24 protein-coding genes are annotated in these 23,788 nt (G+C 48.4%); 23 read left to right on the top strand and 1 reads right to left on the bottom strand.

The window, feature by feature from the left end:
* The first annotated feature begins 18 nt into the window (after positions 1 to 18).
* From KNP88_RS14250 to KNP88_RS14145, 22 genes are all read left to right on the top strand, one after another.
* Positions 19 to 1,050, top strand: coding sequence for an ABC transporter permease (locus tag KNP88_RS14250; protein ID WP_214894433.1), 1,032 nt, complete (start codon positions 19 to 21; stop codon positions 1,048 to 1,050).
* Positions 1,047 to 1,691: an ABC transporter ATP-binding protein gene (locus tag KNP88_RS14245; protein WP_214894431.1), complete on the top strand. Its 645-nt coding sequence runs from the start codon at positions 1,047 to 1,049 to the stop codon at positions 1,689 to 1,691. Before KNP88_RS14250 ends, KNP88_RS14245 begins: the two co-directional genes overlap by 4 nt.
* Positions 1,692 to 1,823: 132 nt before the next feature.
* On the top strand, positions 1,824 to 2,801 hold the full coding sequence (locus KNP88_RS14240; protein ID WP_214894430.1) for a hypothetical protein: 978 nt from the start codon (positions 1,824 to 1,826) through the stop codon (positions 2,799 to 2,801).
* 75 nt (positions 2,802 to 2,876) lie between these two features.
* Positions 2,877 to 3,506 (top strand): uracil phosphoribosyltransferase, encoded by a 630-nt coding sequence (upp, locus tag KNP88_RS14235; RefSeq protein WP_029331752.1) that lies wholly within the window; start codon positions 2,877 to 2,879, stop codon positions 3,504 to 3,506.
* A gap of 103 nt (positions 3,507 to 3,609) precedes the next feature.
* Positions 3,610 to 4,749 carry a non-hydrolyzing UDP-N-acetylglucosamine 2-epimerase gene (gene wecB / locus KNP88_RS14230; RefSeq protein ID WP_214894429.1) on the top strand — a complete coding sequence of 380 codons (1,140 nt, stop codon included), beginning with the start codon at positions 3,610 to 3,612 and terminating at the stop codon, positions 4,747 to 4,749.
* A gap of 1,107 nt (positions 4,750 to 5,856) precedes the next feature.
* Positions 5,857 to 6,075 carry an AtpZ/AtpI family protein gene (locus KNP88_RS14225; RefSeq protein ID WP_014971404.1) on the top strand — a complete coding sequence of 73 codons (219 nt, stop codon included), beginning with the start codon at positions 5,857 to 5,859 and terminating at the stop codon, positions 6,073 to 6,075.
* On the top strand, positions 6,072 to 6,458 hold the full coding sequence (locus KNP88_RS14220) for an ATP synthase subunit I (protein ID WP_088837971.1): 387 nt from the start codon (positions 6,072 to 6,074) through the stop codon (positions 6,456 to 6,458). The genes KNP88_RS14225 and KNP88_RS14220 overlap by 4 nt, the downstream gene beginning before the upstream one ends.
* Positions 6,459 to 6,466: 8 nt before the next feature.
* Positions 6,467 to 7,210 carry a F0F1 ATP synthase subunit A gene (gene atpB / locus KNP88_RS14215; RefSeq protein WP_214894428.1) on the top strand — a complete coding sequence of 248 codons (744 nt, stop codon included), beginning with the start codon at positions 6,467 to 6,469 and terminating at the stop codon, positions 7,208 to 7,210.
* Between the two features lie 75 nt (positions 7,211 to 7,285).
* On the top strand, positions 7,286 to 7,498 hold the full coding sequence (gene atpE, locus KNP88_RS14210; protein ID WP_012371545.1) for a F0F1 ATP synthase subunit C: 213 nt from the start codon (positions 7,286 to 7,288) through the stop codon (positions 7,496 to 7,498).
* A 125-nt stretch (positions 7,499 to 7,623) separates the two neighbouring features.
* Positions 7,624 to 8,157, top strand: coding sequence for a F0F1 ATP synthase subunit B (atpF, locus tag KNP88_RS14205; protein ID WP_088837969.1), 534 nt, complete (start codon positions 7,624 to 7,626; stop codon positions 8,155 to 8,157).
* Positions 8,157 to 8,690, top strand: coding sequence for a F0F1 ATP synthase subunit delta (locus tag KNP88_RS14200; RefSeq protein ID WP_088837968.1), 534 nt, complete (start codon positions 8,157 to 8,159; stop codon positions 8,688 to 8,690). Before atpF ends, KNP88_RS14200 begins: the two co-directional genes overlap by 1 nt.
* A 19-nt stretch (positions 8,691 to 8,709) precedes the next feature.
* A complete protein-coding gene (gene atpA / locus KNP88_RS14195; RefSeq protein ID WP_029331744.1) occupies positions 8,710 to 10,218 on the top strand; it encodes a F0F1 ATP synthase subunit alpha in 1,509 nt (502 codons plus the stop codon).
* Positions 10,219 to 10,276: 58 nt separating this feature from the next.
* Positions 10,277 to 11,128 (top strand): ATP synthase F1 subunit gamma, encoded by an 852-nt coding sequence (gene atpG / locus KNP88_RS14190; protein WP_088837967.1) that lies wholly within the window; start codon positions 10,277 to 10,279, stop codon positions 11,126 to 11,128.
* Between the two features lie 36 nt (positions 11,129 to 11,164).
* A complete protein-coding gene (atpD, locus tag KNP88_RS14185; protein WP_088837966.1) occupies positions 11,165 to 12,583 on the top strand; it encodes a F0F1 ATP synthase subunit beta in 1,419 nt (472 codons plus the stop codon).
* A gap of 26 nt (positions 12,584 to 12,609) precedes the next feature.
* Positions 12,610 to 13,023: a F0F1 ATP synthase subunit epsilon gene (locus KNP88_RS14180; protein WP_088837965.1), complete on the top strand. Its 414-nt coding sequence runs from the start codon at positions 12,610 to 12,612 to the stop codon at positions 13,021 to 13,023.
* 309 nt (positions 13,024 to 13,332) lie between these two features.
* Positions 13,333 to 13,566, top strand: coding sequence for a DUF1146 domain-containing protein (locus tag KNP88_RS14175; RefSeq protein WP_029331740.1), 234 nt, complete (start codon positions 13,333 to 13,335; stop codon positions 13,564 to 13,566).
* Between the two features lie 233 nt (positions 13,567 to 13,799).
* Complete coding sequence (murA, locus tag KNP88_RS14170; RefSeq protein WP_029331739.1) at positions 13,800 to 15,104, top strand: UDP-N-acetylglucosamine 1-carboxyvinyltransferase; 1,305 nt, start codon at positions 13,800 to 13,802, stop codon at positions 15,102 to 15,104.
* Positions 15,105 to 15,278: 174 nt separating this feature from the next.
* On the top strand, positions 15,279 to 16,259 hold the full coding sequence (mreB, locus tag KNP88_RS14165) for a rod shape-determining protein MreB (RefSeq protein WP_088837964.1): 981 nt from the start codon (positions 15,279 to 15,281) through the stop codon (positions 16,257 to 16,259).
* A 1,327-nt stretch (positions 16,260 to 17,586) separates the two neighbouring features.
* Entirely contained in the window at positions 17,587 to 18,543 is a 957-nt protein-coding gene (locus KNP88_RS14160; RefSeq protein ID WP_214894427.1) for an ABC transporter permease, read from the top strand.
* A complete protein-coding gene (locus KNP88_RS14155; protein ID WP_214894426.1) occupies positions 18,530 to 19,477 on the top strand; it encodes an iron chelate uptake ABC transporter family permease subunit in 948 nt (315 codons plus the stop codon). The genes KNP88_RS14160 and KNP88_RS14155 overlap by 14 nt, the downstream gene beginning before the upstream one ends.
* Positions 19,474 to 20,232, top strand: coding sequence for an iron ABC transporter ATP-binding protein (locus tag KNP88_RS14150; RefSeq protein ID WP_214894425.1), 759 nt, complete (start codon positions 19,474 to 19,476; stop codon positions 20,230 to 20,232). The genes KNP88_RS14155 and KNP88_RS14150 overlap by 4 nt, the downstream gene beginning before the upstream one ends.
* Before the next feature lie 20 nt (positions 20,233 to 20,252).
* Entirely contained in the window at positions 20,253 to 21,176 is a 924-nt protein-coding gene (locus KNP88_RS14145) for a siderophore ABC transporter substrate-binding protein (protein ID WP_214771007.1), read from the top strand.
* Between the two features lie 357 nt (positions 21,177 to 21,533).
* On the opposite strand, the gene KNP88_RS14140 is transcribed toward KNP88_RS14145, so the two are convergent.
* A complete protein-coding gene (locus KNP88_RS14140; protein ID WP_214894424.1) occupies positions 21,534 to 22,403 on the bottom strand; it encodes a hypothetical protein in 870 nt (289 codons plus the stop codon).
* A gap of 183 nt (positions 22,404 to 22,586) precedes the next feature.
* Between KNP88_RS14140 and KNP88_RS14135 the strand changes: the two genes are divergently transcribed.
* A complete protein-coding gene (locus KNP88_RS14135; RefSeq protein ID WP_088837959.1) occupies positions 22,587 to 23,783 on the top strand; it encodes a multidrug efflux MFS transporter in 1,197 nt (398 codons plus the stop codon).
* Positions 23,784 to 23,788: the final 5 nt, after the last annotated feature.

Below are 23,788 nucleotides of genomic sequence, written 5' to 3'. Positions count from 1 at the left end.
ATACAGGAGGGATATTAAATGAAAATGGGTTGGCGCGAACTAATCCGGATGAAAAAACGCTTCGGTCTGATGGGGCTCGTGACGACATTGATCATCGTCTTGATTTTAATGATCACCGGGCTCGCAGACGGACTGGCATACGATAATGGAGCCGTCATCCGGAATTTACCGGTTGAGCAGGTGGCACTCAGTCAAGAGGCGGAAGGGCAACTGACGCGGTCGTTTTTAGAGGAACAGGAGCAACCAAAAGGGACGGAAGCACTCGGCGTCCAAAACATGGTCCTCGAGAAACAGGACGGGACGAAGGACGATGTGACGGTGTTTGCGTTACCTGCTGACACGGCGTACGGTCCAAAGCAACTGGAAGCGTTGAAACGAGGCGAAGTTCTCGTCGATACCGCTTATGCGAAACAGACCGGGACTGAAGTCGGCGACAAAGTAACGGACTTTCGGACGAAGATGACGTTTACGATCGTCGGTACCGTCACGGATGGACGCTACAGCCATGCGCCTGTGTTATGGACGACGCTTGCGTCATGGGACGACTGGCAAGCGAAGATGCAGACGAACTATGTCTCGGCATTCGTCAGTCAGGATTCATTTAAAACGGACCTGACGACGTATACGAAAGCAGACATCGTCAAGCAAGTTCCCGGTTACGCAGCGGAACAAAATTCATTCCAAATGATGCGGCTGGCGCTTGTCGTAATCGGCGCCTTGATTTTGACGGCGTTTTTCTATATTTTGACGATGCAAAAAATGAAGCAACTGGGCATTTTGAAGGCGATTGGGATTCGGACACGGACGATTGGAAGCGGGCTCGTCTTGCAAGTCTTCGTCTTGACGTTCCTGTCGCTTGCTTTCAGCCTGTGCGTGACGCTCGGTGTCAGTCAATTCTTACCGGAGGGCATTCCGTTTCGTTTTGAGTGGGAAACGAGTCTCGGTTACGGGGCATTGTTGATCGGTACGGCATTAATTGGATCCGTGATTCCGCTCCGGGCCTTAAAAAAACTTGAGCCGGCAGACGCGATGGGAGGAATGGCAGGATGATTAAGATGACACATGTCGAACAGACCTACAGTGACGTCCCCGTGCTCCATGACGTTTCATTCGAAGCGAACGTGGGTGAACTGATTGCTTTAGTCGGACCGAGCGGAAGTGGAAAAAGTACATTGCTCCAACTGCTCGGATTGTTGCAAACACCGACAGCGGGAGACATTCAGTTTGGGGAACAGCACGTCAATCAGCAATCGGACGAAGCACGCCGAAAGATGCGCCTCGAAGAGATCGGGTTCATCTTTCAGGAATCGCATCTCGTTCCGTTCCTGACGGCGGCGGAACAACTCGAACTCGTCGCAGAAGAAGCAGGGCGGACGATTGATGCCGCCGCGATGCTCGCCGCTTTTGGATTAAAAGACCGTGCACACCATTTGCCACACGCCTTATCGGGTGGAGAACGACAGCGTGTCGCGATCATTCGGGCACTCGTCAATCAGCCGCGACTCGTCCTCGCAGATGAACCGACGGCAAGCCTTGATTATACGAACGGACGCCAAGTGATGGAAGTGTTACAAAAGCAAGCCCATGAGGAACAAAAAACGGTCATCGTCATCACCCATGATGAGCGGATGCTTGAGTATTGTGACCGTGTCCTGCGGATCGAGGATGGTTACTTGAGCGAAGTGGAATAACGCGGACGTCGTCTCGACACAAGAGGCGGCGTCCGTGTTTTGTCCACCATGCGTCAGAAGACTTATATTTTACGACCATGATTTTTGGTATACTTAACCTTAGTAAAATAAGGTAAGGGTGGAAACTGTCAGATGAAATTTTCAGCACTGGTCCAATCAGAACTTGAAACAATCAATACGACTCAAATTGCGGACTGGCTGACTAAAAAAAGTCAAACAGAACGTGAATATAAACGACTCAGTGAAGACTTTAAAGCAATCGTTATCATGCAAGAAGCAGCCTTTTATGAACAAGCGGACACGCGGTTCAGCCAGTGGAAGAACAAAGGGATTCCGGCGGAGCTCCAGCGGTACCGGTTAGCAATCGCCGGAAAAGCGGGCGGGAAACGACTCGTCAAAAAACGTTTTTCCATGCTCCCAGTAGCTGTCCAAAATCATCCGCAGCTCAAACCGTGGAAAAAGCAGCTGCAATCGAATCCGTGGATGCTCGGCGGATTGCTTGTTGCGGGTCTTGCCGTTCTCGGTCTCTTTCAACTTGATTTCTCACAACCGGAAGAAGTGCCGGTCGTGACCAATCAAGAGAACGTTGAACAAAAATTGGCTGCGCTTGAAAAAGAAGTCGAGCAATTAAAAGAAAAAAATGAACAGCTGACAGAACAAGCACCAGCGAAATCAAAAGACACAACGAAACCAAAAGAGACAGCGAAACCAAAAGCGACTACGGATGCAAAGAAGACGCTTTCTCCTGAAGAAACATTGAAACAGGCAATCGCTGCGACGCAAGAAAAAGATTATAAGTCAGCGAACCGCTTGTTGACAGGAACTGTGTTAACGGATGACGCAACGAAGGGCATGGCACGTTTTTATCAATTGATTGCTGCAGGCAAGTTAGGTGAAACGAAACAAACGGATTATGTCGCGTATCGAGAGGACTTCCCGGATTCCGGTTACATGAGTGATGTGTTATGGATGCAGGCCGTCTATGAACAAAAGAATAAGGTCGGCAATTATAAGGCGACGTTAGAAGAATTAGCGAAGCAACCAGATAATGAATGGTCCTATGCGGCGCAAGCGATTCTTGACGGGAAAAGTACGCTTGGGGAGGAGTGATTCCAAAAAAACAGTTCCCAAGCGGTCACTTTTTGGAGTACAATGCGAAAAGAGAATTGAGAGGAGATGCAAACAATGAGTAAAGTACATGTATTTGATCACCCATTGATTCAGCACAAAATGACAATCATGCGTAAAGTCGAAACGGGGACGAAACAATTCCGGGAGCTTGTCGACGAAGTGGCTTCATTGATGGCATATGAAATCACGCGTGACCTTCCACTCACAGAAGTCGCGATCGAGACACCGGTCACGAAAACGACGCAGAAGATGATTGAAGGCAAGAAGCTCGGAATCGTTCCGATCCTTCGCGCAGGTCTAGGGATGGTCGACGGGATGCTTCGGATGATGCCGAACGTCAAAGTCGGTCACATCGGTCTTTACCGTGATCCAGAGACGCTTGAACCAACGGAATACTACCTCAAGTTGCCGACTGACGTCGCAGAACGTGATTTTGTCGTCGTCGACCCAATGCTTGCGACAGGCGGCTCGGCTGCTGACGCAATCTCCTCTTTAAAGAAACAAGGCGCGAAAAGCATTAAACTGGCTTGCCTGTGTGCAGCACCTGAAGGCGTTAAACGCGTTCAGGAAGAGCATCCGGATGTCGATATTTACCTCGCGGCACTCGATGAAAAACTGAACGACCACGGCTACATCGTTCCTGGACTAGGGGATGCCGGTGATCGTTTGTTCGGTACGAAGTAAGACAGAAGCAGTCTGCCACTCTCGGCAGGCTGCTTTTTTGTTGTAAGATGCAGGACAGCTTTCAACTATGCTTAAATGGAGGAAGTAGAAAAAGGAGGAAGTAATGATGCCCATCAAAGTCATGCCCATCTTTGGAACACGACCGGAAGCCATCAAGATGGCACCGCTCGTCAATGCCTTAAAACAAAATCCGGCGTTCGATGTCCATGTGACGATCACGGCGCAACACCGAGAAATGCTTGATCAAGTGTTACGCATGTTCGAGATTGAACCGGATTCTGACCTCAATATCATGCAACCCCGTCAGACGCTCGTCGACATCACGACGCGTGGTCTCGAAGGACTCGATCTCGTCATGAAGGATGTCAAACCGGATCTTGTTCTCGTTCATGGCGACACGACGACGACGTTCGTCGGTAGTCTTGCTGCCTACTACAATCAAATCGCCGTCGGACACGTCGAAGCCGGACTCCGTACATATAATAAATACTCACCGTTTCCGGAAGAGGTCAATCGTCAATTGACGTCGACACTCGCGGATTTACATTTTGCACCGACCGATCAGGCGGCGGCGAACCTTGCGTCTGAAAACCGGAAGGCAGGTGTCTACGTCACAGGAAATACGGCAATCGATGCCCTGCAGACGACGGTCCAGCCGGATTATGTCCACCCTGTGCTCGAAGCAGTCGGCAAACGGCGCCTCATCTTGATGACGGCACACCGGCGAGAAAACCTTGGAGAGAAGATGCAGCAGATGTTCCGGGCGATCCGTCGACTCGTCGATACATATCCGGACGTGCACGTCGTCTATCCCGTCCATTTGAATCCGGTCGTCCAGGAAACAGCGGCTGAAATCTTTGGGGGACATGACCGCATCACGTTAATTCCGCCGCTCGATGTGTTTGATTTCCATAACTTCGCAAGTCGGGCGCATCTCATCTTGACGGATTCGGGTGGTGTCCAGGAAGAGGCACCCTCGCTCGGCGTACCTGTCCTTGTGTTACGCGATACGACGGAGCGTCCGGAAGGAGTCAAAGCCGGTACGTTGAAACTTGCCGGAACAGATGAAGAGACGATTTACCGGATGGCGAGCGAGTTGCTTGAAGATGAAGCGGCCTATGCAAAAATGGCGCATGCTTCAAATCCTTACGGGGATGGTCATGCGTCGGAGCGGATTGCAGCAGCGATTTTAGCGCACTTCAATCAAGGGGAAACTCCAGAACCTTTTCATGCAGATATCTAAAATGAAGTAATCCAGTCCAAAAAATGTTTATTTAGGGCGTTTCCGTATATCTTGCCGTTCCCACGGGAATCAAGATGAACGGATGCGTCCTTTTTAATGATTCCGTTTAAGGTTAACTTCCATAAGTTGTCTCAGACGTTCCCGTCGACCTCGCTTTCCTCGGGCGAGGGACAAGTCGCGACTCGGTACACGGTGTGTGCCAAGCCGGGTCTTGTTTCCCTCTGACGAAACCACGATGAACTGTGGTTTCTTTTCCCGTAGGAGTCGAGTCGACCGGGGTACGTCCTTTTCAATTACGCTCTACTAAATTTTGATCAAGACGTAGTGTTGTTAGTCACTTGTAAATTGAATCGCCTTGAGCGATTCCTCTCGACTCCTATGGGAAGAGGAAGCGGAACGCTTCCGTCAGGGACAAGTGAGACCCGGTCATCCGAAGGAAGACCGCGGCTTGCGTCCCGCCCAAGGAAAGCGAGAGGAAATAGCGAAAGGTCTATTCGATCATCACTAAACAAAAAGTAGTGAGTAAACATACATCAATATATCTTTAACTAAGAAACAAACGCCTCAATCTGCCTGATTGTGAAGAAAATGTAAAATCTAAATCACCGTGCTGACCTTAAAACCTATAATCCATTCATGACATTTCAAGCTGTGACAAGCGACACAACAGACAAATTGGAAATGCTTTAAATCCTTTGTTACAAACAGATGTCAGAGGCGTTTTTCTGTCCCGAATCGAAAGCGCTTCCAATCTTGAACAAAAATTACTTTTTCACAAAATCGACACAAATCAATTTTAGACGGCTTGTTTCTCATTCCAGAACGCGATATAACGTTACTGTTCAATGGTTTTGTTCATCAAGTGAACCATCTCTTTAAACGTTGATAGCACTACATATTTTCTTCACATCTTCGTGAAAAGAGGTGGATGGGGTACCTCTGTGAAAACCTTATCAATCGTTGATATACAATGGTTTCAGCGGTCTATTTTATTTGTGAATTCATTTGACTATGAAATGGTTCTCATTGTATTCTTGACTAGTATGAAAATCCGCAAATTGTGGGAAAGAAAAAGAACCTGCAATTGGGAAAAGGGGGTCGTCTCTAGTGCGCCAAAAAGGGCTCGCAACGAGTATGGTCATGGCCTCGCAAATTTCGACGGCACTTGCCGCACCAATCGTCATCGGCTTCCTTGTTGGGAACTATGGGGAACAACAGGACTGGTGGCAAAAGATGGGAGCGACATTCTCGGTGTTCATCGGGATTTTCATCGGCATTCTTTGCATGATCGCAATGATCAGGCACTTGTTAGGAGACAAGACATGAACATAATCCTTCAAGATGCGTTGTATCGTGCGTACTTACGATGGTTTGGACTCTATTATGGAATCCTGGCTGTCTTGTTACTTGTCGGTTATCCGAGTGATCCAGTGATTTATGGGCTGGCATTAGGTGGGGCAGGTAGCTTCATGATCTTGACGCTGCAACGATTAAGCGTCGATCGAATGTATCGTGTAATCGAGCGTGGGCGCAAGCCGATGTCTCGAGGGACCGTATCACGCATGGCGGTCGCGGTACTTTGTGTGATGATCGGTTTGAAGTACGAAGCCGAATTGTCATTAACTGCGGTGGTAATAGGCCTTCTCGCCGGCCACGTCATACAATTTTGTGAGTTCTTGACTCACGAACTTAAGCGGGAAAAGAGGTGAATAGTCAAATGAACCACGAAATGCCACTTTACGAAATCCCACTCTGGGGCGACTTCGTTCTGTACGGTAGCTGGACGAACTTGATCACAGTGCTGATAGCAGCTGCTCTCGTCTTCCTGATTGCCGTGGCCGGTACGCGACGTCTCGCGATGAAGCCAACCGGTTTTCAAAACACGCTAGAGTGGTTCCTCGAATTCGTTCGCGGAATCATCAGCAGTACGATGGATTGGAAAACAGGGGGTCGCTTCCTTACTTTCGGAATGACACTGTTCCTATTCATCATCGTGTCCAACTTAATGGGTCTCCCATTTAACGTTGTGACGGGTCACTACATTTGGTTCAACTCACCAACTGCGGATCCGTACGTGACACTTGCACTTTCATCTATGGTAGTGGTCATGAGCCATTATTACGGTGTGAAAATGCGCGGCTTCGGTTCATATGCGAAAACGTTTATGACGCCGATGTTTATTATTACCATCATTGAAGAATTCGCAAACACGTTGACACTCGGTCTTCGTCTTTACGGGAACATCTTCGCTGGTGAAATCATGATCGGAATCATTCTCTCGATCGGAATCATCTCTGGAACGAACGATTTCCAATTCCTCGGACCAGTCGGTGTCATCCTTTCAGCGATTCCAATGCTGATTTGGCAAGGATTCTCACTCTTCATCGGAGCAATCCAAGCGTATATCTTCCTTATCCTAACGATGGTTTACATCGGACATAAGGCAGCGCACGACCATTAATTCGAAGGTAAAGCATCTGCTTTTCCGATAATCGCACGACCAAATTTCGAACACAATCTAGGGAGGCAATTTATAATGGAACTTATTGCAACAGCGATCATCATCGGACTCGGCGCACTTGGCGCTGGTATCGGTAACGGTCTTATCGTAAACGGTACAGTATTAGGACAAGCACGTCAGCCAGAACTCAAAAACGAACTTCGTCAAACAATGTTCATCGGTATCGGTCTTGTTGAGGCACTTCCAATCATCGGTGTAGCGGTCGGTTTCCTTCTCCTCAACTCTTAATCCATAGTTTAAGAAACGAGCTACATAGGGCGTTATTCGTTCGACAGGAGTGAACCGTCACGGGAGCTTTTGCTCCCTTATGTAGATATAAGAAGTTGGACCAACCACGAGGGGAGTGTAATCGAATGAATCTTACGTATCTTGCGGCAGAAGCAGGCGGCGAAGAAAGCCACCTTTTACTTGCCAATATGATCGTCACGATCGTCGTTTTCCTCTTGCTCCTCATCCTCTTGAAGAAATTCGCTTGGGGCCCGCTCATCAACATGATGAAAGCGCGGGAAGAGCATGTGGCTAGCGAGATCAACTCGGCTGAAAAAAGCCGTAAAGACGCTGAAGTCTACGTAGAACAACAACAAGAAGAATTAAATAAGGCACGTACGGAAGCACGTGACTTATTAGAATCATCACGCCGTCAAGCTGAGGCAGAACAAGCACGTGCGATGGAGCAGGCACGTCTTGAGACAGAAATGAGTAAGGAAGAAGCTCGCCGTGCAATCGACCGTGAACGCGCTGAAGCACAAGCTGCTTTGAAGAACGATGTTGCTCTTCAAGCAATCGCTGCAGCACGCCACGTCATGAAAACACAGCTTGCGACAGACGAAGCCGCTCAGCGCGCGCTCGTCGATCAATTCCTTGCTGACACTAAGGGCACGAACTAATGCGTGATCACGTAGCGGGACGCTACGCAAAAGCGCTCTTCGATCTTGCGCTTGAGCATCATGTGCTCGAGCAAGCAGAAGCTGATGTGCGGACGCTCGGCGAAGTGCTCCACGCAACACCAGAGCTCGCATCGGTTTTAAGTAACCCATCGATTTCTGCGGAAGAGCTGAAGTTAGTCTTACAGACGAGCTTCACGGGCTTCAACACGATTGTTTTGAATACCATCCTCGTCATGGTCGAAAACGACCGTGCGGCGGAAGTATTGTCTTTGCCGGAGCATTTCATTGCGTTATTGAATGAACACCGTAACGTTGCGACAGCCGTCGTGACGAGTGCATACAAATTGTCAGACGCGGAAATCACGAAAGTGAAAGAAACGTTCGGCCAAAAATCAGGTAAAACGCTTGAAGTAGAAAATGTTGTTGATACGAATGTAATCGGAGGACTTCGCGTCCAAATCGGTTACACGACATATGACGGCACGATCGAAACGAAACTAACGCGACTTGAGCGTGAGCTGTTAAAAGCGTAAGAAAATAGGGGTGAAACGCATGAGCATTAGAGCTGAAGAAATCAGCGCCCTGCTTAAAGCGCGTATCGCGCAGTACGGTTCTACGATGGAAGTGAACGAGACGGGTACGGTCATCCAAATTGGTGATGGTATCGCTCGTGCACACGGACTCGACAACGTCATGTCGGGAGAGCTCGTAGAATTCGCTAACGGCACAATGGGCTTGGCGCAAAACTTAGAAGAAGGCAACGTTGGTATCATCATTCTTGGTGACTACCTTGATATTAAAGAAGGCGATTCAGTTAGCCGTACAGGACGCATCATGGAAGTACCAACAGGGGACGCATTGCTCGGTCGCGTCGTTAACCCGCTCGGTATGCCAATCGATGGTCTTGGTCCAATCGAAACGGAACACTATAACCCAATCGAGCGTAAAGCTTCTGGCGTTATGGCACGTAAATCGGTTCACGAACCACTTCAGACAGGAATCAAGGCAATCGATGCCCTCGTTCCAATCGGTCGTGGACAACGTGAGTTGATCATCGGTGACCGTCAGACAGGTAAAACGTCGATCGCCATCGATACAATCATCAACCAAAAAGAAGAAAACATGATTTGTATTTACGTCGCAATCGGACAAAAAGAATCAACAGTCCGTGGTGTTGTTGAAACACTCCGTAAAAACGGTGCACTTGATTACACGATCGTCGTTTCTGCCGCTGCTTCACAGCCGGCACCACTTCTTTACCTCGCACCATTCGCTGGTGTAGCGATGGGTGAACACTTCATGGATCTCGGCAAGCACGTTCTTGTCATCTATGATGATCTTTCAAAACAAGCAGCTGCATACCGTGAGCTTTCGCTTCTCTTGAAGCGTCCACCAGGCCGCGAAGCTTACCCAGGGGATGTCTTCTACCTTCACTCACGCCTTCTTGAGCGTGCGGCGAAATTGAACGACGAGCTTGGCGCAGGTAGCTTAACGGCACTTCCGTTCATCGAGACACAAGCGTCGGATATCTCGGCTTACATCCCGACGAACGTTATCTCGATTACGGATGGTCAAATCTTCCTTCAATCGGATCTCTTCTTCTCAGGTGTCCGTCCAGCGATTAACCCGGGTCTCTCGGTATCGCGTGTTGGTGGATCGGCTCAAGTAAAAGCGATGAAGAAGGTAGCGGGTACGCTCCGTCTTGACCTCGCCTCTTACCGTGAGCTCGAAGCCTTTTCACAGTTCGGATCTGACCTTGATAAAGCGACACAATCGAAGCTTAACCGTGGTGAGCGGACAGTAGAGGTTCTGAAACAGGATCTTAACCAACCGTTGACTGTCGACAAGCAAGTCATCATCATCTATGCCTTGACTCGTGGTCACCTTGATGATGTTGCCGTTACGGATATTCGTCGTTTTGAAAAGGAACTCAACCTCTGGCTCGATCAAAACCGCAAACAGCTTTGCGATGAGATCCGTAAAACAGGTAACCTTCCGGCTGACGAAGAACTCGTTACAGCAATCTCAGAATTTAAGAAAACGTTCCAAGCGACAGTCTAAGGGTCAACTCTTAGGCTTCGCCTGAACGCTCTTGATACTAACAAGGTGGTGAATCGAAATGGCATCGTTGCGCGAGATACAAACGCGGATTAACTCGACGAAAAGTACGAAACAGATCACGAAAGCGATGAACATGGTTTCGGCGTCGAAACTAAACCGCGCTCAAGCACATAGCGCGAAGTTCCAGCCTTACATGCTGAAAATGCAGGAGGTTCTCGGAACCATTGCGAATGGCACGACAGGTGCGAGCCATCCGATGCTCGAGAAACGTCCCGTCAAAAAGACTGGATTTATCGTCATCACATCGGATCGCGGCTTAGCTGGTGCATATAACGCCAACGTGCTGCGTGAAGTCTACCGGGAAATCAAAGAAAAGCACACTACGGACAGTTACGTTCTGTATGTGGTCGGTAAAGTCGGTGTCCAGTTCTTCCGTTCACGCGGAATCACGGTCACAGACGCGATCACAGGACTCAACGATTCTCCTTCGTATGTTGATGTAGCTGAAATCGTGAAGCGTACAGTGAGTGCGTTCACGAACGGTGAAATCGACGAACTCAAGCTGAGCTACAACCATTTCTTGTCTGTCATCAGCCAAGAAGTGAAAGTCGAAACCCTTCTCCCACTCGGAGAAATCGAAGCTTCGTCTTCGACGACTTATGAGTATGAGCCAAGTGAGGAGCAAATCCTTTCTGAACTCCTTCCGCGTTATGCGGAAAGCTTGATCTTCGGTGCGCTTCTTGACGCGAAAGTAGCAGAACATGCGTCACGTATGACAGCAATGCAAAGTGCGACAGATAACGCAGATGACTTGATCGGTCGATTGACTCTCGTCTACAACCGGGCTCGACAAGCTGCAATCACGCAAGAAATCACAGAGATCGTCAGTGGAGCAGCTGCGCAGCAGTAAGCCCCAAGGACGTAATGATAGGTAGGAGGAAACACGATGAACGAACTCGGTTTAAAAGGCCGCGTCGTCGCGGTCATGGGACCTGTCATCGACGTTAAGTTCGAAGGACACTTACCGAACATCTACAACGCGCTTCGTATTCAATATACGCCGCAAACTGTAGAAGAAGTGGCTATCGACTTAACGCTTGAGGTCGCATTACACCTTGGTGACGATGTCGTCCGTACCATTGCGATGGATTCGACGGATGGTGTACGCCGTGGAGTGGAAGTCCTGGATACAGGCGCTCCAATCTCGGTACCCGTCGGTGAAGCGACTCTCGGTCGCGTATTCAACGTACTCGGTAACCCAATTGATGAAAAAGAACTTGATGCAAGCGTGGAACGTCTTCCGATTCACAAAAAAGCACCAACGTTCGATAACCTTTCAACAAAAGTTGAAATTCTTGAAACAGGAATTAAAGTCGTTGACTTACTTGCTCCTTACATCAAAGGTGGTAAAATCGGTCTCTTCGGTGGTGCCGGTGTAGGTAAGACCGTCCTCATCCAGGAATTGATCAACAACATCGCCCAAGAGCACAGCGGTATCTCGGTATTCGCAGGTGTTGGTGAGCGGACACGTGAAGGTAATGACTTGTACCATGAGATGACGGATTCAGGCGTTATCAAACAAACAGCGATGGTCTTCGGTCAGATGAACGAACCACCTGGTGCACGTCTTCGTGTTGCCTTGACTGGTTTGACAATGGCAGAATACTTCCGTGATGAGCAAGGACAGGACGTTCTTCTCTTCGTTGATAACATCTTCCGTTATACGCAAGCAGGTTCAGAGGTATCGGCCCTTCTCGGTCGTATGCCATCTGCCGTTGGTTACCAACCGACACTTGCAACAGAGATGGGTATGCTTCAAGAGCGTATCACGTCAACAAACAAAGGTTCGGTTACATCAATCCAAGCGGTTTATGTACCAGCCGATGACTATACTGACCCGGCTCCTGCGACGACGTTTGCTCACTTAGATGCAACGACGAACCTTGAGCGCCGTCTCTCTGAGATGGGTATTTATCCTGCCGTGGATCCACTTGCTTCTACATCACGCGCCCTTTCACCTGAAATCGTCGGTGAAGAGCATTACGCTGTAGCACGTCAAGTTCAGGAAACACTTCAGCGTTATAAAGAACTTCAAGATATCATCGCAATCCTCGGTATGGACGAGTTGTCGGAAGATGACAAGTTAAGTGTTCACCGTGCGCGTCGTATCCAGTTCTTCTTGTCGCAGAACTTCCACGTAGCTGAGCAGTTCACAGGACAAAAAGGATCGTACGTCCCAGTTAAGGACACGATCCGCGGCTTCAAAGAAATCCTCGATGGCAAACACGATGATTTGACGGAAGAAGCATTCCGTCTTGTCGGTCCGATCGAAGATGCGATTGAAAAAGCGAAGGCGCTTGTCTAAGTGACAAAGCATAAGGGGGACTTGAGATGAACACACTTCATGTCAATATCGTCACCCCGGATGGCGAAGTGTATGATGGCGATGTCCGTATGGTCGTTGCGAAAACGATAACGGGTGAAATCGGGGTCCTCCCGCACCACGTACCGCTCGTAACACCACTCGACATCAGCATCTTGAAGTTGCGCCACGAAGATGGCGGACGCACGTTGATCGCTATCAGCGGTGGCTTTATGGAAGTGCGCCAGGATACTGTAACGGTTCTTGCAGAAACAGCGGAGCAGGCAGATAAGGTCGATTATGACCGTGCTGCGGCTGCGAAGGTTCGTGCAGAACGACGTCTCCAGGACACGAAATTATCAGATCTTGAGTTCAAACGCGCAGAGCTTTCATTGAAACGGGCAATTAACCGTCTCGATTTAAAAGACTACGGTCGCGATTGATTCAAGTAAAAGACCCGGTTTCCCTCGTGGAAATCGGGTCTTTTTTTGTAGAAAACGTCGATTTAAAAGCGTTTTCTTTAGGATTAAGGCGATTCAGGTTTAAGATGGCGAAAAATAGTAAAAGTACCATATAGACCTCTTATTCACAAACTTTTCATCCTTACTTCTATAGAAATTGTGACAATCATCTTTAATAAATATATTTTATGCGCTAAAATAAATGCATATTGTGCTTTTTTGTTTGCGAAATCATTCATTTTGTGAAATCATGGTAAGGTTGAAGAAAACACGAAGAAGAGGTGCAAGCGCGTGACGTCAATTGGTTTAAGTGCTTTAGTAAGTATGCTCGTTTATGTAATGGCAATTGTTCTTGCCTGGTGGTCTCTCTTACCAGTCAAGTGGGAAAAAATCCTCCAACATCCTAAAGGTCCACACGCCATTGCGTTACGGACGTTGCTTGCGATTGCACTCGGTTCCCTCGTCGGTCGCTTTTTGCTGGAGTATTCGGGATTCGCCCAACGTCTTCAATTTTTAGTAGGCTGAACTTGTAACTTCCTTGTAAACCCTAATTTGGTCATCTGAATTAGTATGGAAAAGGATAGTATTCTTATAATGAAGAAACACATTGATTATGACACTGAAAATCGTATTGGCTTTTGGCACGAGAGATAACTATAGGAAAGTTTCTTTCTATCATTCGTTGACTTTTCAACTATGATCAACACCAATCACGAATTGTACGAATAGAAAAGAAACGAAGCAGAGGAGTATGGGTAATGGAAAAAATTGTTGTCCGTGGCGGACGTAAATTAGCTGGAACAGTAAAAGTAGAAGGTGCAAAAAATGCAGTCTTAAAAACGTTGGTTGCGACATTGCTCGCATCAGAAGGTCAATCGGTCCTTCAAAACGTACCACGTCTTGCAGACGTCTATACAATCAACAATGTCTTACGGAACTTAAACGCACAAGTCGAATTCGATGCAGAAGCGAACACGGTTACCGTCAATGCAGAACCGGAACTAAAAGACGAAGCACCACTTGAATACGTCCGTAAAATGCGGGCATCGATTCTTGTCATGGGTCCACTCCTTGCACGTCTCGGTCGCGCACGCGTTGCGATGCCGGGTGGCTGTGCAATCGGATCACGTCCAATTGATCTTCACTTAAAAGGATTCGAAGCGATGGGCGCTAAAACAATCATCGGAAACGGTTTTGTTGAAGCACAGGTCGATGGTCGTCTCCAAGGTGCAAAAATCTATCTTGATTTCCCTTCTGTCGGTGCGACAGAAAACATCATGATGGCGGCAACACTCGCTGAAGGCACGACAGTCATCGAGAACGTTGCGAAAGAACCTGAAATCGTTGACCTCGCGAACTTCTTGAACGCGATGGGCGCGAAAGTCCGTGGCGCAGGTACGGAAACGATCCGTATCGAAGGTGTCGAAAAATTACATGGTGGCAACCACTACGTGATTCCAGACCGGATCGAAGCCGGAACATTCATGATTGCAGCAGCAATCACAGAAGGTGACGTCGAAGTCATCGGTGCTGAGCGTGAGCATCTTCGTCCATTGATCTCAAAAATGGAAGAGATGGGTGTTCAAGTATCGGATACAGAAGAAGGGCTTCGTGTTGTCGGACCTAAGAAATTGGTTGCTGTCGACGTGAAGACGATGCCACACCCTGGTTTCCCGACAGACGTTCAAGCACAGATGATGGCGCTTGTCTTAAAAGCTGAAGGAACATCGGTCATCACGGAAACGGTCTTCGAAAACCGCTTCATGCACGTGGAAGAATTCCGCCGTATGAATGCTGATATCAAAATCGAAGGACGCTCATCCATCATCACAGGTGGTGTTCAGCTTCAAGGAGCAGAAGTCTTATCAACAGACCTTCGTTCTGGTGCAGCGCTTGTCACAGCTGGTTTGATTGCTGAAGGTGAAACACGTGTCGGTGCACTCCATCACATCGATCGTGGATACGTTGACTTCCACTTGAAACTGCAAGCCCTTGGCGCAGATGTCGAGCGCATCACGGAAGAAACAGCGGTTGTCGAAGAAACGGCAGCGACAAAGCTTTAATCTTAAGCTATTATTCCATTTCATTAACGAGAGACGACTTTCTGAAAAAGAAAGTCGTCTCTTTTTGCTTGCCTGTGCTAAAATTGAAAGGTATGTATACATAAATGGGTTAGACGTCCAAACGACGTTCTAAATTATGGAATAATAGCCAGCTGGTAAAGGAGATCACGCGAGATGTTTTCAAAAGATATCGGAATTGATTTAGGAACTGCCAATGTCGTCATTCATGTAAAGGGAAGAGGAATTGTCCTCGATGAACCTTCAGTCGTCGCCATTGATAAAGCGACCGGCAAAATTCATGCAGTAGGTACGGAAGCACATTTAATGGTAGGCCGGACACCGGGAAACATCGTCGCGATTCGTCCGCTCCAAGATGGTGTGATCGCAGATTTCGAGATGACGGAAGCCATGTTACGTCACTTCATCGATAAAATTGAGGTCCGCAGCATGTTCGGTGGCGTTCGGATGTTGATTTGTACACCAGCGAGCATCACGACGGTCGAAGCAAAAGCGATTCGTCAGGCAGGAGAAAAATCGGGCGCGAAAACCGTCTTCCTCGAAGTCGAACCGAAAGTAGCCGCAGTCGGAGCAGGGATGGACATTTGGATGCCTGCGGGACATATGGTCATCGACATCGGTGGCGGGACGACGGATGTTGCGGTACTCTCGATGGGAGATATCGTCTGTGGCGAAACAATCAAAGTTGCAGGAGATCGATTTGATCACGATATCATTCGGGCGATCAAAGATCGGCATAAGTTAATCATCGGTGAACGGACGGCGCAAAACGTCAAGATGACGGTAGCAACGGTCTCAGAAGACGGACGTCAGGAAGAGATGGACATCCGGGGACGCAATCTCGTCACAGGGCTGCCGCATAACATTACGGTCAGCTCACAGGAAATTCATGAAGCACTCGCAGAATCAGCGATGGAAATCGTTGAAGCGACAAAACGGGTTCTCGAGAAGACACCACCGGAACTCGCAGCAGATATCATCGACCGCGGCATCATCTTAACGGGTGGTGGGGCATTGCTCGACGGAATCGATCAGTTGTTGGCAAAAGAGCTTGGGTTACCGGTCTTGATTGCAGAAGATCCAATGTTATGTGTCGCACGCGGGACAGGCATCATGCTCGATAACTTAGGAAAATAAGAAATGCTTGTTTGGCACAAATCGTCAAGCGATGAGGTAACCGTTCACTTAATTGTGGGGGTTACCTCTTTTTATTTTGCGTAGAGAACGATTCAAGAATGTTGCAGGATAAAGATTCTTTCTTCCCGCGCTTTCCTCGGGCGAGGCGCAAGCCGTTGCTACTTGATCCTACCAGGACAAGTAGCAGGGTCTCGCTTGCCTCTGACAGCGCAAGAGTTTCTTGCGCTTTTTCCCGTAGGAGTCACGGGAAGCGAATCTTTTAGGCAGATGCGTTTTTGTCGAATGCCGTTCTCGAATAGATCGGATTAGATTGCAGATAGACAAAGTACAGTGCCTTGAACGATTCAAGAATGTTGGGGGGATGAAGATTCTTTCTTCCCGTGCTTTCCTCGGGCGAGGCGCAAGCCGTTGCTACTTGATCCTATCCGGATAAGTAGCAGGGTCTCGCTTGCCTCTGACAGCGCAAGATTTTCTTGCGCTTTTTCCCGTAGGAGTCACGGGAAGCGAATCTTTTAGGGAGATGCGTTTTTGTCGAATGCCGTTCTCGAATAGATCGGATTAGATTGCAGATAGACAAAGTACAGTGCCTTGAACGATTCAAGAATGTTGGGGGATGAAGATTCTTTCTTCCCGTGCTTTCCTCGGGCGAGGCGCAAGCCGTTGCTACTTGATCCTACTGGGACAAGTAGCAGGGTCTCGCTTGCCTCTGACAGCGCAAGAGTTTCTTGCGCTTTTTCCCGTAGGAGTCACGGGAAGCGAATCTTTTAGACAGGTGCTTTTCCGACAAATGCCGTTCTAGAACAAATCGGTTAACGCGTGTCTGAGCTTCCACAGAAGTGAGAACGCCAATCGATAAGATGTAGCGCCTTAAACGGAAATAGGGATAACTTGAACAACTTGCTTCGAAAACGGTGAGACGCTTGAGGGAATCAGTGAACCTTGAAAAGGTTCACGAGCAAGCAAGGGGAGACCCTCCAGCTTTTGTAAAAAGCGAAGCGGCTTCCCGCTTGCCCCTAAGCAAGCGAACCGTGGTAGAAGCGAATGTTGTTCAAAACCCACGAGGTCACTGTACTGAATGTTGTTCAAAACCCACGAGGTCACTGTACTGAATGTTGTTCAAAACCCACGAGGTCACTGTACTGAATGTTGTTCAAAACCCACGAGGTCACTGTACTGAATGTTGTTCAAAAAAACGCACTTTTATGTGACCGCGAAAAAGACTTTCTAAAAAAATATCAGAATAACGGTTGACGGAAGACTGGAAAAAAGAGAGAATGAGAATGTTCTCAATGAGAATGAATATCATTATCTTCACAAGGAGACTACGATGTCGATTATAATTTGGGGAATCCTCCTCGTATGTGTCTCGATCGGCTCCATGTTTGTCGGTGTCGCTGACCTCGATTTAACAGACATTTTATCTTGGAGCGAGACGGAATGGGAATTGTTCTTGATGAGTCGGATACCACGACTTTTAAGTATCTTATTGGCTGGAGCGGGTATGAGCATTGCGGGATTGATCATGCAACAGATTACACAAAACCGCTTCGTTTCACCGACGACGGCGGGAACGATGGATTTCGCAAAACTCGGAATCGTCGTTTCAATGATTGGCTTTAGTGATGCACATCCACTGATTAAGATGCTCATTTCATTTGGATTTGCGTTTGGTGGTTCGCTCTTGTTCATGCGGATTCTCGAACGGATCAAAATGAAGGACGTCATTTTCATTCCTCTCGTCGGGTTGATGCTCGGCAGTATCGTCGGTGCCTTGACGACGTTTCTCGCATTGCGGTTTAACTTGCTGCAAAGCTTAGAAGGATGGATGCAAGGAAACTTTTCGATGATCACAAAGGGACGCTACGAATTGCTTTACATAACTGTTCCGTTGCTGTTCATTGCTTATCGTTATGCCCACCGGTTTACGATTGTCGGAATGGGCGAAGAATTTTCACAAAATCTTGGTATCTCCCATAAGCGTGTCATGCAGCTCGGGCTGGCGATTGTTTCATTGATTGCTTCAGCCGTGATTTTATCGGTCGGTGTGATTCCATTTCTTGGTCTGATCGTGCCGAACTTGATTTCGATTTGGTACGGCGATCACTTACGAAAGACGTTACCGTTGACGGCTCTGTTCGGTGCCTTGTTCGTCCTCGTCTGTGACATTGCGGGCCGCCTGTTGATTGCACCGTATGAGATTCCGATTAGCTTGATGGTCGGGACGATCGGGAGTGGCTTGTTCCTCTACCTCTTGTTTAGGAGGGATCGTTATGGCTTATCGTAAACGGTTGATTTGGCTGGGCGTCCTCGCGTTATTATGCATGGTTGGCTATATGACGTTGAACTTACAAGGGGCACTCGGATACGTCATTCCAAGGCGTTTTACAAAGTTAGCAGCGATGCTTGTCACGAGTGTCGCGATCGGGGTCTCGACCTTGATCTTCCAAACCGTGACGATGAACCGGATTTTGACACCGAACGTCATCGGTCTCGATTCACTGTATATGTTGCTTCAAACCGGACTCTTGTTTTTGTTCGGCAGCTCAATCCTGCTTGAAGTCGGAATCGAAGTCCGCTTCATCGCAACGATTCTTTTAATGGTCGGTTTTGCAATCGTGCTGTATCAATTGTTGTTCCGAGGGGAAGGGCGGAACGTCTACTTCCTTCTCCTCGTCGGTCTCGTCTTCGGAACGTTTTTCGGCAGCATCACCTCGTTCCTTCAACTGTTGATGGACCCGAACGAATTTCAATTGTTGCAAGATCGCTCGTTCGCAAGCATCAACAACGTCGATTCGGACTTATTGATGTTAGCGACAGTCCTCCTCGTCTTGAATACGGCTTGGCTCTGGCGGTATGTCCGCTTCCTCGACGTATTGGCACTCGGACGCGACCATGCGATTAACTTGGGCATTCCGTATGAAAAAATCGTCAAACGTCTGTTAATCATCGTCGCCATCTATATTTCGATTGCAACGGCCTTGATTGGACCGATTACGTTTTTAGGGCTATTGATTGTCAACGTCGCCTATCAACTCATCCCGACGTACCGCCATCACGCTTTAGCGGTCGCGACAGTTTTACTTGGTGTGATCGCGTTAGTCGGGGGGCAGTTGATTGTCGAGCACGTCTTGAACTTCTCGACGACGCTTAGTGTCATCTTGAACTTGATTGGTGGTAGCTACTTTATTTATCTCTTGCTGAAAGGAGTCAACCGATGATTACGATTGACAACATCACGAAACGGTTCGGAACGAAGACCGTCGTCGAAGCGGCGACGTTCACGATCCCGAAAGGTAAATTGACATCCTTCATCGGACCGAACGGTGCGGGTAAAAGTACGGTCCTTTCGATGATTAGCCGTCTCGCGAAAGCGGATGCGGGCGTCGTCACACTGGAAGGGACGGCCATCAGTCAATTTCCGTCAGATGACTTGGCGAAGCGACTGTCGATTTTAAAACAAAGCAACCACCTCGGACTGCGTGTGACGGTCCGTGAGCTCGTCGGGTTTGGTCGTTTTCCGTATTCGAAAGGACGACTGACCGCCCTTGATCACGAGAAAATCGAGCGGGCGATTGCATACGTCGGCCTCGAAGAGATGCAAGACAAACAAATCAACGCCCTCAGCGGAGGTCAGAAGCAACGCGCCTTCATCGCGATGGTGATTGCCCAAGATACGGATTATATCTTGCTCGACGAACCATTGAATAACCTCGACATGCGTCATGCCGTCCAGGTGATGAAGTTACTCCGGAAGCTCGTCGACGAGGAAAATAAAACGATCGTCGTCGTCTTACACGACTTGAACTTCGCATCCGTCTACTCGGATCAGATGGTCGCGATGAAAGAAGGACAAATCGTTGCGACGGGTCCGACAGACCAATTGATGGAACAGTCGTTACTCGAAAACCTGTATGAAATGGATTTAACGTTGGAACAGATGGATGATCATAAAATTTGCCTCTACTATACTTAACATAAAGGAGATCAACTCACATGAAAAAGTGGTTCTTACTCGTTATTGCAATTTGTGTCGTCGCACTCGGTGCGTGTGGAAAAGGAACAAATGAATCAGCCGCTTCAAGCGACGAAAAAATAACAATCAAACATGAATTAGGTTCAACTGAGGTCGTCAAAGACCCGAAAAAAGTCGTCGTCTTTGATTTTGGTGCACTTGATACACTCGATGAACTGGGTGTCGAAGTGGCAGGTCTACCGAAAGAACTCGTTCCAGCCTATCTTAAGCAATATGAAGCAGAGCAGTATACGAACGTCGGAAGTTTAAAAGAACCAAACTTTGAAGCAATCAGTGAACTTGCACCGGACGTCATCCTGATCTCAGCCCGTCAATCGGAAATGTATAAAGAGTTCAGCAAGATTGCACCGACGATTTATGTAGGAATCGATACACAGGACTACATGACATCGTTCAAAGATAACGTCAACATGCTCGGTGAGTTGTTTGGAAAAGAAGCAGAAGCGACAGCTGCATTAAAAGAAGTAGATGAAAAAATCGCGGCAGTCAAAGAGGATGCTAAAGAAGCACCTGAGTCACTTGTCCTGCTCGCGGGGGATAAGAGCATGAGTGCGTTCGGACCGGGCTCTCGTTTTGGCTTGATTTACGACGCATTTGGTTTAAAAGCAATCGATACGACTCTTGATCAAGCCGTCCACGGACAAGATGTCTCGTACGAATACATCGTCAAGAAAAATCCGGGCATCATCTTCGTCATCGATCGTGGAGAAGCAATCGGTGAAGGGGCAACGGCGAAACAAGCGATGGACAATGAATTATTGAAAAACGTTGATGCCGTCAAAAATAATAAGGTCGTCTACTTGAGTGGAGACGTGTGGTATCTGTCCGGTGGCGGTATCCAATCGATCGAAAAGATGTTGGAAGAAATCAAAACAGCACTGTAACAGCAAAAAAGCTCAATCCGTTAAGGACTGAGCTTTTCGCGGTTCTAAAGCGATTCGAGACGGATTGCGCTCTAAAGCGTCTGTATGACTGGACTTCTGTCACGGTATTACCTAAAAAGCGTCACGTTTCGTTGACTCCTACGGGAAAAGTGCGTTTTTAACGCGACTTGCCAGAGGCAGGCAAGACCCTGCTCGTTGTCCGTGAGGATCAAGGAGCAACGGCTTGCGCCTCGCCCGAGGAAAGCAACGAAAAAAGACGCTTGATCTCCCAATAGCACGTTGTCTACAGTCTGAAAGATCAGTCCGTTAAGGATTGATCTTTTTTTCATCGATAGCTTAAAGAATTTTGCCAATCAGTTACTTCGTATTTTGCATGAACGCCTGATAGGCCTCAAAGTCATGATAGACGATGGCACGCGGGGGGAGGGAGCTATTCATCGTCTGATTGACGAGTTGGTTCAAGGCTTGCCGTGACTGACCATAAAAGGTGATGCTCGGTGTCTCCGGTAGTTCCGTGAACTCGAGAGCGTACGACAGGTTGTGCTGGTGGTTTGCCGCATACAACGTATCGACGAGCGTGATGGCGGATAAGCCGTTTCCACCACCGTAGACAGTCCGGTAACTCATTAAGGTCACTTCGCTTGCAAGATCCAACGCCCAGGCACTGACAGGACGTCCGGAGACATCCGTGACCGTATGGAACCAAAACGGAAGAAAGAGTTGCAACGGTAGCCCTTCCGCCGTTGCCCGCTCCTGAAAGGCAGTCAGGATTCGTTGATAAGAAGCGATGACGGCAGATTGATTCGTCGTCCACTCCGGTAGGGCATACGGTTCGAGATCGACGCTGATTCCATCCGGATGCTGCATCGTCTCACTTTGATACAGGGTAATCCAGGCGAGCGGGTCTTCGACATTCGGTCGGAAGGTCGTGCCTTCATTCGTAATCCAGCGTGGTTGTCCGAACAGGAAGTAGACTTCAATTCCTGCTGCATGCGCGACCTCGACGAATGTTCGATAGAGAATCCGGTCCCCCTCCACAGCAACATGAAGATAGACACGCTTCATCTGCCGGTTGGCGAGCTGATTGATTTTCACGGGGATGGACTTCGCTTCCGGAATCGACCACATCACCGTATGGCGCGTGACGGGGAGAGCGGCTTGACCGCTTGACGGCAGCAACAGACTGAAAAACGAGACGCAGACGAGACTGACGAGAAAACGTTTCATGGTAGTGTTCACTCCTTCTGCATAGTACTCCTACTATCGGTTCGTTTGCTTAAAATAGGTATCCATCAATAGTCTTTGAGACTATTGCATCAGTTCAAAACCTAGACATTTCACATTGTGAAGTGTATATTAGAAGTTGTTGCTTGACCCCGGAATTACCATTAAAAAGGAAGTGATGCCACAATGCCGTTGTGGAAAAGAAATTTAATCGTCGTGTGGATCGGGAGTTTTTTGACTGCCGCTGCACTCAGTCTCGTTTTACCGTTTTTGCCATTATTCATTGAAGAGCTTGGCGTCGATGGACGTCAGGAGATTACGACCTGGTCCGGGATTGCGTTCGGGGCAACGTTCCTCGTCGCAGCAATCGTCTCACCGATTTGGGGACGCCTTGCCGATAGAAAAGGCCGGAAATTGATGTTACTCCGAGCAAGCCTCGGCATGTCGATTGTCATGTTTTTAATCAGTTTTGTGCAAGATGTGTATCAGCTTGTTTTCTTACGGCTCGTCATGGGAGCGGTCTCCGGATTCATTTCAGCCGGAATCACCTTGATTGCTTCTCAAACCCCGAAAGAGAAAAGTGGCTGGGCGCTCGGTACATTGTCGACCGGTGGGATTGCCGGTGGATTGCTCGGACCTCTGATTGGAGGATTCCTTGCCGACATGATTGGGCTTCGACCCGTTTTTCTCTTTACGAGCGTACCGTTGTTTTTGACGTTCCTCGTGACATATTTCTTCGTTAAAGAAGAATTCGTCCCGCTTGAAGTTAAAAAAATGGCTTCCGCGAAAGAAATCATTCAATCACTCCGTCATCCGGAGCTCATCTTGAGTCTATTCTTGACGACGTTCTTGATTCAGTTCGCAGCGCAATCCATCAGTCCGATTCTCTCGCTTTACGTGCGAGAGCTGAGTCCCGGAACGGAACGACTGGCGTTACTGTCTGGTATCGTCGCCTCAGCACCCGGGATTGCGGCATTGATTGCTGCCCAGCGGCTCGGACGACTGTCCGACAAGATTGGGGCGGAACGTGTCTTGTTCGTTGCCTTACTCGTCTTTGCCGCCTTCTTGATTCCGCAAGCGTTCGTCACGGATACGAGTCAATTGATCGTCTTACGGATGGGAATCGGATTTGCGACAGCGGCCTTGATGCCATCGGTCCAAGCACTGCTTCGTAAACACACACCAGCCAATGCGTCCGGACGAATCTTCGGTTACAATCAATCGGCCCAATTCATGGGAAACTTCCTCGGACCGCTCGCCGGTGGTCAAATTGCCGGTCATTTCGGTTTTGAAGCGTTGTTCCTGTTTACCGGTTTGATCGTCATCACGAATGCTGTCCTCGAACGGACGCAAACAGCGGTACTCAGTAAAAAACATTCCTAACACGG

Origin of the sequence: Exiguobacterium sp. H66 (assembly GCF_018618705.1) — a bacterium.
Taxonomy (GTDB): Bacteria; Bacillota; Bacilli; order Exiguobacteriales; family Exiguobacteriaceae; genus Exiguobacterium_A; species Exiguobacterium_A oxidotolerans.
The sequence above is the reverse complement of the archived record's forward strand: the minus strand, read 5'-3'. Positions and strand labels throughout refer to the sequence as shown.